Annotated in this window: 12 protein-coding genes; 4 read left to right on the forward strand and 8 right to left on the reverse strand. The window is 63.9% G+C overall.

Annotated features, from left to right (window positions below; translation table 11 throughout):
- Positions 1–53 precede the first annotated feature (53 nt).
- Positions 54–2684 (reverse strand): phosphoenolpyruvate carboxylase, encoded by a 2631-nt coding sequence (gene ppc / locus CAG11_RS09870; RefSeq protein ID WP_085596354.1) that lies wholly within the window; start codon positions 2682–2684, stop codon positions 54–56.
- A gap of 203 nt (positions 2685–2887) precedes the next feature.
- On the opposite strand from ppc, the gene CAG11_RS09875 reads away from it, so the two are divergent.
- From CAG11_RS09875 to CAG11_RS09885, 3 genes are all read left to right on the forward strand, one after another.
- Positions 2888–3232, forward strand: coding sequence for a hypothetical protein (locus tag CAG11_RS09875; RefSeq protein WP_022642548.1), 345 nt, complete (start codon positions 2888–2890; stop codon positions 3230–3232).
- 262 nt (positions 3233–3494) lie between these two features.
- Positions 3495–3908 (forward strand): DUF4398 domain-containing protein, encoded by a 414-nt coding sequence (locus CAG11_RS09880; protein ID WP_022642547.1) that lies wholly within the window; start codon positions 3495–3497, stop codon positions 3906–3908.
- Positions 3909–3957: 49 nt separating this feature from the next.
- Positions 3958–4740 carry an OmpA family protein gene (locus tag CAG11_RS09885; protein WP_085596174.1) on the forward strand — a complete coding sequence of 261 codons (783 nt, stop codon included), beginning with the start codon at positions 3958–3960 and terminating at the stop codon, positions 4738–4740.
- Positions 4741–4843: 103 nt separating this feature from the next.
- Here CAG11_RS09885 and CAG11_RS09890 read toward each other — a convergent pair whose 3' ends face one another.
- From CAG11_RS09890 to prfB, 6 genes are all read right to left on the reverse strand, one after another.
- A complete protein-coding gene (locus CAG11_RS09890) occupies positions 4844–5170 on the reverse strand; it encodes a hypothetical protein (RefSeq protein ID WP_031320969.1) in 327 nt (108 codons plus the stop codon).
- Complete coding sequence (locus CAG11_RS09895; RefSeq protein ID WP_256578557.1) at positions 5167–6093, reverse strand: alpha/beta hydrolase; 927 nt, start codon at positions 6091–6093, stop codon at positions 5167–5169. Before CAG11_RS09895 ends, CAG11_RS09890 begins: the two co-directional genes overlap by 4 nt.
- Positions 6094–6216: 123 nt before the next feature.
- A complete protein-coding gene (locus CAG11_RS09900; RefSeq protein WP_053134418.1) occupies positions 6217–7494 on the reverse strand; it encodes a flavohemoglobin expression-modulating QEGLA motif protein in 1278 nt (425 codons plus the stop codon).
- Between the two features lie 134 nt (positions 7495–7628).
- Positions 7629–8345 (reverse strand): TetR/AcrR family transcriptional regulator, encoded by a 717-nt coding sequence (locus tag CAG11_RS09905; protein WP_085596176.1) that lies wholly within the window; start codon positions 8343–8345, stop codon positions 7629–7631.
- 105 nt (positions 8346–8450) lie between these two features.
- Complete coding sequence (lysS, locus tag CAG11_RS09910) at positions 8451–9953, reverse strand: lysine--tRNA ligase (RefSeq protein ID WP_022642542.1); 1503 nt, start codon at positions 9951–9953, stop codon at positions 8451–8453.
- 91 nt (positions 9954–10044) lie between these two features.
- Positions 10045–11140 (reverse strand): peptide chain release factor 2 gene (gene prfB, locus CAG11_RS33135; protein ID WP_103324112.1). Its coding sequence is split into 2 segments (ribosomal slippage): positions 10045–11067 and positions 11069–11140, totalling 1095 coding nucleotides; the frame shifts between segments, so codons are not numbered across the junction.
- Between the two features lie 186 nt (positions 11141–11326).
- Between prfB and CAG11_RS09915 the strand changes: the two genes are divergently transcribed.
- Positions 11327–11830 (forward strand): hypothetical protein, encoded by a 504-nt coding sequence (locus tag CAG11_RS09915; protein ID WP_085596177.1) that lies wholly within the window; start codon positions 11327–11329, stop codon positions 11828–11830.
- A gap of 5 nt (positions 11831–11835) precedes the next feature.
- Here CAG11_RS09915 and CAG11_RS09920 read toward each other — a convergent pair whose 3' ends face one another.
- A complete protein-coding gene (locus tag CAG11_RS09920) occupies positions 11836–12837 on the reverse strand; it encodes a PleD family two-component system response regulator (protein WP_085596178.1) in 1002 nt (333 codons plus the stop codon).
- Positions 12838–12846 lie beyond the last annotated feature (9 nt).

Below are 12846 nucleotides of genomic sequence, written 5' to 3' on the forward strand. Positions count from 1 at the left end.
GGATTTGTCTCAATCAGGGCTGCGCCAATTCCGTCCGACGCTACCCGCCGACCTCAACCCGTATTGCGCAGGCCAGCGGCGATACCCGCCACGGAGACCAGCAACGCCTGTTCCACGGGGCTTCCTTGGGGCGCCTCCTGCTTGCGCGAACGAGCCAGCAGTTCGGCCTGCAACAAGTGCAGCGGGTCGAGATAGGTGTTGCGCAAGCGAATGAACTCCAGGGTCTCGGGACTGTGGGCCAGCAGTTGCGACTGCCCGGTCAGCCCCAGGACCACCGCGCAGGCCTGCGACAATAGGTCGCGTAAATGCGCACCCAATGGCAGCAGCTCCGGCTCCACCAGGCGCTCGTCATAAGACCGGGCGATCTCGGCATCGGCCTTGGCCAGGACCATCTCCAGCATGTCGATACGGGTGCGGAAGAATGGCCATTGCTCCCGCATCTGTCCCAGCAGTTCGCCCTCGCCCCGAGCCAGCGCCTTGCTCAGCGCCGCCTCCCAGCCCAGCCAGGCCGGCAGCATCAGGCGGGTCTGGGTCCAGCCGAAGATCCACGGGATCGCCCGCAGGCTTTCGATGCCCCCGGCCCGGCGCTTGGCCGGCCGGCTGCCCAGGGGCAGGCGCCCCAGTTCCTGCTCCGGGGTGGACTGGCGGAAATACTCGACGAACTGCGGGTTGTCCCGCACCACCGCCCGATAAGCCTGGACCCCGTCGCTGGCCAACTCGTCCATCAGATGGCGCCAGGCCGGCTCGGGCGGTGGCGGCGGCAGCACAGTGGCCTCCAGGACCGCTGCCAGGTAGAGGTTGAGGTTCTGCTCGGCGATATCCGGCAGGCCGAACTTGAAGCGAATCATCTCGCCCTGCTCGGTGGTACGGAAACGCCCCGCCACCGAGCCCGGCGGCTGCGACAGGATCGCCGCGTGGGCCGGACCGCCGCCACGCCCCACGGTGCCGCCACGGCCGTGGAACAACAGCAGTTCCACCTGCTGTTCACGGCAGATATCCACCAGCCGCTCCTGGGCCCGGTACTGGGCCCAGGCCGCAGCCGTGGTGCCGGCGTCCTTGGCCGAGTCGGAGTAACCGATCATCACTTCCTGCGGGCCCTGCAAGCGTGCGCGATAGCCCGGCAGGTGCAGCAGCTTCTCCATCACCGGGCCGGCGTTGTCCAGGTCCGCCAGGGTTTCGAACAGCGGCACCACGCGCATCGGCCGCAATACCCCGGACTCCTTGAGCAAAAGCTGTACCGCCAGCACGTCGGAGGCGGCGCCAGCCATGGAGATTACATAGGACCCAAGCGACGCCGCCGGGGCCACGGCGATCTCGCGACAAGTAGCCAGCACCTCGGCGGTGTCCGCCGAGGGCTTGAAGTAGCCTGGCAACAGCGGGCGCCGGCTGCCCAGCTCGCGCATCAGGAAGGTGATGCGGTCTTCCTCGCTCCAGTCCTCATAGCGGCCCAGGCCCAGGTAATCGGTGATCTCGGTCATGGCCGCGGTGTGCCGGGCAGAATCCTGGCGCACGTCCAGCCGTACCAGGAACAGGCCGAAGGTCACCGCCCGGCGCAGGCAATCGAGCAGCGGCCCATCGGCGATCACGCCCATGCCGCACTCGTGCAGCGACTGGTAGCACAGTTGCAGCGGCTCCAGCAGCTCGCGGTTGTGCTGCAACACCTCGGGACCGGCCGGCACCGCCGCCCCGAGTGCCGCATGGGCCCAGTTGCGAGTCGCCCGCAAACGCTCGCGCAGTTGCTTGAGCAAGGCCCGGTAAGGCTCGGCGCTATCTCCGGCCTTGGCCAGCAAAGCGGCGCTGGCCTGCTGCATGGACAGCTCGGCGGCCAGGTGATCGACGTCCCGCAGGTACAGGTCGGCGGCCATCCAGCGCGCCAGCAACAGCACCTCACGGGTCACCGTAGCCGTGACATTGGGGTTGCCATCGCGGTCGCCGCCCATCCAGGAGGCGAAGCGGATCGGCGCCGACTCCAGCGGCAGGCGCAGCCCGGTGGCGTCGAACAAAGCCTTGTCGGCCTTGCGCAGGTAGTTGGGAATGGCCTGCCACAGCGAATGCTCGATCACCGCGAACCCCCACTTGGCCTCGTCCACCGGGGTCGGGCGGGTACGGCGGATTTCCTCGGTGTGCCAGGCCTCGGCGATCAGGCGCTGCAAGCGCTCCTGGATCTGCGCGCGCTCGGCGCTGGTCAGGTCGCGGTGGTCCTGGGCGGCCAGTTGCCCGGCGATGGCATCGTATTTCTGGATCAAGGTGCGGCGCGCCACTTCCGTGGGATGCGCGGTCAGTACCAGTTCGATTTCCAGGCGCCCCAACTGCCGGGCCAGGGCATCGGCCGAATGCCCCTCGGCCCGCAGGCGCTCCAGCAACTGCGGCAAGACCCGGGCCTCGAACGGCGCCGGCTGTGCCTCGTCGCGTCGGTGGATCAACTGGTACTGCTCGGCGATGTTGGCCAGGTTGAGGAACTGGTTGAAGGCCCGGGCCACCGGCAGCAGTTCATCCTCGGCCAGCGGATCGAGGCTGGCGCTCAGCTCGGCTCCGGTGGAACTGCGGCGATCGGCCTTGGCCGCCTTGCGAATCTGCTCGATCTTGTCGAGAAACCCCTCCCCGTACTGATCGCGGATGGTGTTGCCCAGCAGCTCCCCCAGGAGGTGGACGTCTTCGCGCAGGCGCGCATCAATATCGGTCATCGAGGTGTTCTCCAGCAGGCTATGAGGCAGCACGGAAGGCTCAAGAGTGCCGCCTGCATGCGCTCCTTAGCAAGCATGGGACGAACCGGGCACCGTCCTTCGGCGATGAAGCTAGTCTCAAGGATAGGCCGCACAACGGCCGCTCACCGGCATCGTCCGGTCAACCCACTGCCCTGCCACGAGCAGGTGTCATCGAGGCCAGCATGAAAATCCGTGAACTCGCGCAACACTGGGAAGAGAACGCCAAGGGTCGCCTGACCCGCACCAGCTACCGGATCCACCTGGACATGGAGGCCGCCGCGCGCCTGGCCGCCCTGTCCGAGATGTACCCCAAGCGCCAGACCGAGGAGCTTTTGGGCGAACTGATCGGCGCCGCCCTGGAAGAGCTCGAGGCGAGCTTCCCCTATGTCCAGGGCCAACATGTGGTAGCCACCGACGAGGAAGGCGATCCACTGTATGAGGACGTCGGCCCTACTCCGCGCTTCCTGGCGCTGTCGCGCCAGCATCTGCACCTGATGTCGAGCCAGGTGGACAAACCCAAGCACTGAGTCGCCCCCCGTTCCCGGCTGCGCAAGCGGCCGGGATTACCTCTGCAAGCGGCAAAAGTTCCCGGTTTCCGGGGGTTTTCGGGGCGCCGAATTTTTTTTGGCCAATCGCCAGCTTTCGCTGAACTATTCAAAAACGCCTCAGGTCACACCCATTAGCCATCACTGGAACGGCCGTTTCAAATTTTGCCATCAGCGCTTGTAGTCACTCAGCGTCACGGCGCCAGGACCGGGGTGGATTTTGATGTTTCCCAGGAGTTACCCAATGGAGTTGAAGACCATGAAGATCAGCACTGCCAAATCCTCGTTCACCTCTCTGCGCGGACTGAAACTGGCCGCGCTGGCCCTCGGTAGCAGCATGGTACTGGCCGGTTGTGCCGGGAATCCGCCTTCCGAGCAGTACGCGGTTACCCAATCTGCGGTCAATAGCGCAGTGACCGCAGGCGGCACCGAATTCGCCGCAGTGGAAATGAAGGCTGCACAGGACAAGCTCAAGCAAGCGGAAATCGCCATGCACGACAAGAACTACGACGAGGCTCGGCGCCTGGCTGAACAGGCCGAGTGGGACGCCCGGGTAGCCGAGCGCAAGGCACAGGCCGCCAAGGCCGAGCAGGCGCTGAAGGACTCCCAGAAAGGCGTTCAGGAACTGCGTCAGGAAGGTATGCGCAGCGTGCAGTAAGCCGCCGCCGATTCCCACGTACTCGTAATCGATTGAAAGGACGAACACTATGCGCAAACAACTGATGATCCCTGCCCTGTTGGCCATGAGCGTAGCCCTGGCGGCCTGCTCCACCCCGCCTAACGCCAACCTGGAAAACGCCCGGACCAACTTCTCGGCCCTGCAAGCCAACCCGCAGGCCAGCAAGCTCGCCGCCCTGGAAACCAAGGACGCCTCCGACTGGATGAACAAGGCCGACCAGGCCTACCTGGACAAGGAGAACGAGAAGAAGGTCGACCAGTTGGCCTACCTGACCAACCAGCGGGTTGAAGTAGCCAAGGAAACCATCGCCCTGCGTACCGCCGAGATCAAGCTCAAGGACGCCGGCGACCAGCGTGCCCGCGCCATCCTCGATGCCCGCGATGCGCAGATCAAGCAACTGCAGGCCAGCCTCAACGCCAAGCAGACCGACCGCGGCACCCTGGTGACCTTCGGCGATGTGTTGTTTGCCCTCAACAAGTCCGACCTCAAGCCCGCCGGCCTGGCCAACATCAACAAGCTGGCGCAATTCCTCCAGCAGAACCCGGACCGCAAGGTGATCGTCGAGGGCTACACCGACAGCACCGGTAGCGACTCCTACAACCAGTCGCTGTCCGAGCGCCGTGCCGGCTCGGTACAGATGGCCCTGATCCGCATGGGTATCGACCCGGCGCGCATCGTCTCCCAGGGTTATGGCAAGGAATACCCGGTAGCCGATAACGGCAGCGTTTCCGGCCGGGCCATGAACCGTCGCGTGGAAGTGACCATTTCCAACGACAACCAGCCAGTGGCTCCTCGCTCCACGATCCGCTGATGCCGGTCCCCGGCCTTGACCGGCCGGGAAAACAAAACGCCGCGGAACTGGGTCCGCGGCGTTTTTTCATGCCTGGCTGAAACAGCCCCGAAGCCTGGGGAACCTACTGCACCAGTTGCGGGGTTTCCTGGCCCATGCAGCGCACCGCCTGCTTCTTGTTGTCGACCAGCACCCCGGTCAGGCCCTTCTGCTCGGTATCGAACAGCACCAGCACGCCATCGACGCACTGGGCCACCTGGGCTGCCGGCTTGAGGGAGATCTTGTAGTCCTCCCCGGGAATGGTCTTGAGCATGGTGAAGTCGTTGAGCAGCAACGCATCCTCCGGCTTGGCGAAATGCAGGTAGCCGTAGTACCACAGGCAGGCCACGGTACCGATGATGCTGCAGATACCGGTGATGATCATTGGCAGGACGTTACGTTCTTCACTCATTGCGGGCTCTCTGGAGGTTCAACTGCTGAATTGGGGGTCGTCGGGTAGTTGGGGATTTCCCCCAGGCGGCGCAACCCGTCGAAATGCCGTGGGTCGTCGAGGTAGCGCAGCATCACGCTGCGCCAGGTCGGATCGGCGAAGGTCTGCACATGGTCGCCGCGGGTCAGTTGCAGGACCCGCGGCGGCGGCGCAGCTTGATACAGGCGGATGCCATTGGACAAGGGGACGAGCTGGTCGTCGAGGCTGTGGTAGATCAGCTTCGGCACCCCGGTCAGGCGCGCCATGGAATGGATCGCGCTGTCGCCATCCGGCACCAGCCAGGACAGCGGCACTTGCAAGGGCCAGGTCAGCCAGGAAGTGCTCAGGGCGTAGCGCCCGACATCGCGATAACTGGCCGGCACGCCATCGAAAACGATGGCCTTGAGCCGGGCCTGGCGTTCGGGATGCTCCACCAGGTAGTGGATGGCCAGGGCACCGCCCAGGCTCTGGCCGAGGACCACCAATGGCTTGCCCTGGACCTCGGGGGCCCGGTCCAGCCAGGCGAAGGCGCTGTCCAGGTCCTGGTAGATCGCCGGCAGGGACGGTTCGCCCTCGGACAAGCCGTAGCCGCGATAGTCCAGCAACAACACCTGGTAGCCCTGCTCCGGCAGCCACCAACTGCCGCCCAGGTGCCAGGCCAGGTTGCCGCCGTTGCCATGCAGGTGCAGCACCGTACCCTTGACCGGCACCCCGGCCTTGGCCGGCAGCCACCAGGCATGGAGCTTGAGGCCATCGGCGGTGGTCAGGGTGACGTCACGGTATTCGAGCTTGGCCCGCTCCGGGGTGAAGGGCAGGCCCGGCTCAGGATAGAACAGCAGCGAACTGCAACCGTGCAGGCCCAGCAACAGGGCAAGAACCGCGCAACACTTGAGTAGCTTGCTCACCTGCAACTCCCCGCGCGCCATGGCGCCGGGGCGCGGTCCGCAGTCGATGGCACCGCCTGCTGAAGCAGCCCGTGGCAGCTGCGGATATCTGTGGATACGTCCATGTGCGCCCCCCGGCTGCAGTCAAAGGATGTTGGAGTAGTCGGCCTCGATCCGGTCCAGGCTCAGGTGGTTGAGGAAGTTGGAGAAGCACATCCATGCCGACAGGGCGTTCATGTCGCGGAACTGGTCGGGCAGGTACTTGGGCGCTACCACCATCCCTTCGTCCACCAGTTGGCGCAGGGTACGCATGTCTTCCAGGGTGGTCTTGCCGCAGAACAGCAGCGGCACCTGCTCCAGCTTGCCCTTGCGCACGGCGAGCTGAATGTAGTTGTAAACCATGATGAAGCCCTTGAGGTAGGACAAGTCCTTGGTAAAAGGCAGCCCCGTGGGCACCGAACCGCGGAACACCCGGCTGGCGTTGCCATAGCTCTCGGCCATCTCGAAACCCTGTTCTCGGAAGAACTCGAACACCTGCAGGAAATCCGCTCCCTCCTCCACCATGTGGATGGCCCGGGTCCGGTTGGTCAGCTTGCGCAGGCGGCTGGGGTAGGAGGCGAAGGTGATGATCTCCATGAGGATCGCCAGGCCTTCCTGGGTCACCGTCGACGAGGGGGGGCCCTTGGCCAGGAAGGTGCAGATCGGCTGGTTCAGGCCATTCAGGGTGGTGCCTACATGCACCAGCCCTTCGTGGACTTCCAGGGCCCTTACATCACGGTCGTTGAACATCGCATCGCTGCGGATCTTGATGTAGTCGGCACCCGCCGCCGCATCGGCGACGATACCGTCGGACTCGAAGACCCGGATGGTCTCCTCGGCCTCGCCGAAGACCTTGTTCAGCCGGCCCTGCAGCAGGCTCACCGCATCCTTGGCGCTCAGGGTCTTGGGCTCGTCCTTGAGGTCGCCACGACCGTCGATGTTGTTCAGGTAATCGGACATCATCAGCCCGAGGTCGGCCAGGGTCGGGTCGCCGGCATGGAAGGCATCCGAAGCGGCGCCGTACAGCTCCTGGGAAATCAGGCCGAAGTCGCCGGTGCCGCGGGCCTCGAGCATGCGCACCACCATGCGGTATTCCTTGCACATGCGGCGCATGATCTGCCCCACCGGGTTGAACTGGCCCAGCTGGCGAGTGATGTCGCGCTCGATGTTCTGGAATTCCAGCTTCACCGCGCCGGAGTCGAAGGACAGCGGGCGACCTTCGTAGTAGGCGCGGTCCACCGCCGGCATTTCCTTGCCCTTGGCCTTGAGAAAACCCTTGCGGATGCTCTCGTCCCACTTCACCGCATCCAGCACGCGGATCGGTGTCTGCGCCAGCACTATGCGATCGGACAAGGTGCGTATCGTCTGCTGGTAATCGTCCACCGGAAATTCCCTCTGTTGAATCGCTCGAACCTGTTACTGGGCGGCCCGCTGGACGCGTACCGCTGCGGCGAAGAGCTCGTCGCTCCTGAATTGACCTGGTGCTCGGTTGATCCGTTCCCGGCCGGGCCGCTACCTCATACGGAGGCCAGCACCAGGTGCATGTAGCGGGTCAGGATGCCGAGCATTTCCTCGTCGGCCAGAGGCTCGGCATCGTTGAGCAGGCCCTGATACTCCATTCGGCCGATTATAGACGTCAACACCTTGGCATCCTGCTGTGGCTCCCGCGATCCCAGGACCTGGAAGAACTGGCAAGTGCCCTGCAGCAGGATCTGCTGGTGCGAGCGCACCAACTGCGCCAGGCGCGGATTGAGCAGCGCCTCCTGGCGGAACGCCTGCTCGGCCATCAGGTGCTCGCGCCGGGTGCTGAGCTGGCGCCGCACGTAGTCGGCGGTCATCCGCGCGATATCGTCGGCCAGTTGCGAACGACATGCCGGGCTGCCGTCGCCATAGGCGACCATCTCTCGCAGCAGCCCTTCATTGCTGGTCCACAGCTTGGCCATGAACGCCGCGCTGCGTTCGACGTATTGGGCGAAGGTATCGGTGAGCAGGTCATCGATATCCTTGAAATAGTAGGTGGTGGCCGATAGCGGCACACCGGCCTCGGCGGCTACCGCCCGATGGCGCACGGCCCGCACGCCATCACGTACGACGATGCGCATGGCGGCATCGAGAATCTCCTGTCGGCGTTGTTCACTGCCCTGGCGACTGGCCTTGCGGCCTTGGTACTGAACGCTTTCAGCCACCGCGGTGGCGATGCCAGCTGCACCCTCTTGAGCAATTGCGCGGTTCACGACAGGTATTCCTCTTATCAGTCACACGGAATCAGAAGCGGTACGTCAGTTCCACCCAGACAATAAAAAGCCGCCTGGTGAAGGCGGCTTCTCATTCACGACATGTCAGGCCTGGGGCCGCATGTGCGGGAACAGGATCACGTCGCGGATCGACGGCGAGTTGGTCAGCAGCATCACCAGGCGGTCGATGCCGATGCCTTCACCGGCGGTGGGCGGCATGCCGTATTCCAGGGCCCGCACGAAGTCGGCGTCGTAGTGCATGGCTTCGTCGTCACCAGCGTCCTTCTCGGCCACCTGGGCCAGGAAGCGCTCGGCCTGGTCCTCGGCATCGTTGAGCTCGGAATAGGCGTTGGCGATCTCGCGGCCACCGATGAACAGCTCGAAGCGGTCGGTCACGGCCGGGTTGTCGTCGTTGCGACGGGCCAGTGGCGAAACTTCGAACGGGTACTCGGTGATGAAGTGCGGCTGCTCAAGCTTGTGCTCCACCAACTCCTCGAAAATCATCACCTGCAGCTTGCCCAGGCCTTCGTGGCCCAGCACCTTGGCGCCAGCCTTCTTGGCGATCTCGCGGGCGCGGTCGACATCCTGCAGGTCGGCGGCGGTCAGCTCCGGGTTGTACTTGAGGATCGAGTCGAACACCGACAGGCGCACGAACGGCTCGCCGAAGTGGAACACCTTGTCGCCGTACGGCACGTCGGTGCTGCCCAGGACCAGCTGCGCCAGCTCGCGGAACAGTTCCTCGGTGAGGTCCATGTTGTCGTTGTAGTCGGCGTAGGCCTGGTAGAACTCGAGCATGGTGAATTCAGGGTTGTGACGAGTCGAGACGCCTTCGTTACGGAAGTTGCGGTTGATCTCGAACACTTTCTCAAACCCGCCGACAACCAGGCGCTTGAGGTACAGCTCCGGCGCGATACGCAGGAACATGGCCATGTCCAGGGCATTGTGGTGGGTTTCGAACGGCTTGGCCGCCGCGCCGCCAGGGATGGTCTGCAGCATCGGCGTCTCGACTTCGAGGAAGTCGCGCTTGGCCAGGAAGCTACGGATGTGGGCGATGACCTGGGAGCGCACGCGGAAGGTGTGGCGCGTTTCCTCGTTGACCATCAGGTCGACGTAGCGCTGGCGGTAGCGCTGCTCGGTGTCGGTCAGGCCATGGTGCTTGTCCGGCAGCGGGCGCAGCGACTTGGTCAGCAGGCGCACGTTGGTCATCTCGACGTACAGGTCGCCCTTGCCGGAACGGGCCAGGGTGCCTTCGGCGCTGATGATGTCGCCCAGGTCCCAGGTTTTCACCGCGGCCAGGGTTTCTTCCGCCAGGGTCTTGCGGTTGACGTAGACCTGGATGCGGCCGGTCATGTCCTGGATCACCATGAACGAGCCACGGTTGAGCATGATGCGACCTGCCACCTTGACCGGGATCGCCGCTGCTTCCAGCTCTTCCTTGGTCTTGTCCGCGTACTGTTTCTGCAGGTCGTTGCAGTAGCTGTCGCGACGGAAGTCGTTGGGGAAGGCATTGCCTTTGGCACGCTCTGCGGCAAGTTTTTCCTTGCGCAGGGCGATCAGGGCGTTTTCTTCCTGTTGCAGGTCTTGCGCTTCGGTCTTGAGGTCGCTCATGTCGTCATTCTTTCCATCAGGTGTTCATTGCCCCTGTCGGGCAGGGCACGCGATACCGGCAATGGCCGGTATCGCGGCGGTGGTGTGCGGTTTACAGCCCCTGCTTGAGGCTCGCTTCCAGGTATTGGTCGAGGTCGCCGTCCAGGACCTTCTGGCAGTCGCTGCGCTCGACGCCGGTGCGCAGGTCCTTGATGCGCGAGTCATCCAGTACGTAGGAACGGATCTGGTGGCCCCAGCCGATGTCCGACTTGGTGTCTTCCAAGGCCTGCGAAGCGGCGTTGCGCTTCTGCATTTCCTGCTCGTACAACTTGGCCCGCAGCATCTTCATGGCGGTGTCCTTGTTGGCGTGCTGGGAACGTTCGTTCTGGCAGCTGACCACGGTGTTGGTCGGCACGTGGGTGATCCGCACCGCCGAGTCGGTGGTGTTCACGTGCTGGCCGCCGGCGCCGGAGGAGCGGTAGGTATCGATGCGCAGGTCGGACGGGTTGATCTCGATCTCGACCTTGTCGTCGATCTCGGGCGAGACGAATACCGCCGAGAACGAAGTGTGGCGACGGGCGCCGGAGTCGAACGGGCTCTTGCGCACCAGGCGGTGCACGCCGATTTCGGTACGCAGCCAGCCGAAGGCGTACTCGCCCTTGATATGCACGGTGGCGCCCTTGATGCCGGCGACGTCACCCTCGGACAGTTCCATGATGGTGGCGTCGAAACCGCGCTTGTCGGCCCAGCGCAGGTACATGCGCAGCAGGATGTTGGCCCAGTCCTGGGCCTCGGTGCCACCGGAGCCGGCCTGGATGTCCAGGTAGGCGTTGTTCATGTCCATCTCGCCACTGAACATGCGACGGAACTCAAGCTGGGCCAGGGCTTCTTCCAGGCCCTGCAGCTCGGTCTCGACGTCGCTCACGGCGCCTTCGTCATTCTCTTCGACGGCCATGTCGAGCAAGTCCTTGCAGTCCGCGAGGCCACCGGACAGCTTGTCCAGGGTCTCGACGACCTGTGCCAGCATGGAGCGCTCACGCCCCAGTGCCTGGGCGTACTCGGGCTTGTTCCAGACGTTGGGGTCTTCCAGCTCGCGGTTGACTTCGATCAGGCGGTCATGCTTTTGATCGTAGTCAAAGATACCCCCGAATGGACTGGGAACGCTCGGTCAGGTCCTTGATGGTATTCAGGATCGGGTTGATTTCCATGGATGGCAGCACTCGTTGGCGAACTTTTGAAAGCCGGCGATTATAACGGAATCACCGAATGGCGGCAGCCCGCTTGGCGGCTTTAACAACGAATAGCCACGCCAACCGGCATATCGGGAGCTCTATAATCCGGCTCAGGCTTCATTGCCTATTTCCCACTACCAGCAGAAACCGCAAGCGCCCCTCATGGAAAGAACCCTCACTGATGCAGAGATCCGCTACATCCTTGCCCGGGAAAGGCGCAACCTGAGGGGCTCGCGGGCAGTGGTGTACTTCATCCTCAGCCTGTTCGCCGCCATACCGCTGCTGGGCCTCGGCCTGTTCCTCCACCCGCTGCTGGCCTGGGCCCTGGCCGTGCTTCTGGCGGTGTTTCTCTGGTGGTGGATCTACTACCGCACCCGCGCCATGGAAAACACCGTGGGCCCGCGAACCCGATGGCTGCAGGCGCAGTTCAGCGCCACCTGGGTCAACGCCCACAGAAATGGCCACTGGCGCTACGCCTTCGGTGACTATCCCATCGCCGCAAGCAACCTGATCGGCAATCTGTTCAGCGCTGGAAAACTCAACACCCATGTCCAGTACAGAGTCGAAGCCGTGCTGCTGACCTGCTCGCAAACCTCGAGCCATTGCTATTACCTGTTCCCCGATACCTTTATCGAAGTACCCAGGGACCAACAGCCCGGCAACTGAAGCGGTTATTCGATCCCCACCTGATTGCGCCCATTGTTCTTGGCCAGATAGAGGCCCTTGTCCGCCGCTGAAATCAATTGCCGGCAATGGCTGTTGGGCTGCGGGGTGATGGTCGACAGGCCGATGCTGATGGTCAGGCTAGCCCCTTCCACCGGCGCGATATGGGGGATTTTCAGGGCCTCGACGGTCTGGCGCAGCTTCTCGGCCACCAGGCGCGCACCACCCGGCGAGGTATTGGGCAGCACCAGCACGAACTCCTCGCCGCCGTAGCGCGCCGGCAGGTCGGATGGCCGGCTGCTGGCCTCGCGGATCGCCGCGGCCACCTTGCGCAGGGCTTCGTCGCCCTCCAGGTGGCCGAAGGTATCGTTGTAGGTCTTGAAGTAGTCGACGTCGATCATCAGCAGCGACAGCTGGGTCTGCTCACGCATGGCCCGGCGCCATTCCAGCTCCAGGTACTCGTCGAAGTGCCGGCGGTTGGACAGCCCGGTCAGGCCGTCGGAGTTCATCAGCCGCTGCAGCACCAGGTTGGTGTCCAGCAGCTGTTGCTGGCTGACCCGCAGCGCCCGGTAGGCGGCGTCCCGCTGCAACAGGGTCATGTAGGAACGCGAGTGATAGCGGATGCGTGCCACCAGCTCGATGTTGTCCGGCAGCTTGACCAGGTAGTCGTTGGCCCCGGCGGCGAAGGCCGCGCTCTTGATCAGCGGGTCTTCCTTGGTGGACAGGACGATGATCGGGATGTTCTGGGTCGCCGGATGGTTGCGGTACTCGCGCACCAGGGTCAGGCCGTCCAGGCCCGGCATCACCAGGTCCTGGAGAATCACCGTGGGCTTGATGCGAATGGCCTGGGCAATGGCCTGGTGCGGATCGGCGCAGAAGTGGAAGTCGATGTTTTCCTCGTTCGCCAACCCACGCCGAACCGCCTCGCCGATCATGGCCTGGTCGTCCACCAGCAACACCATGGCGGCGTTTTCGTCGGTCTTGAATTCGTCGAGCTGTAAATCATTCATGGGTTGTCA

Source organism: Pseudomonas sp. B6(2017), assembly GCF_002112765.1.
Lineage (GTDB): Bacteria > Pseudomonadota > Gammaproteobacteria > Pseudomonadales > Pseudomonadaceae > Aquipseudomonas > Aquipseudomonas piscis.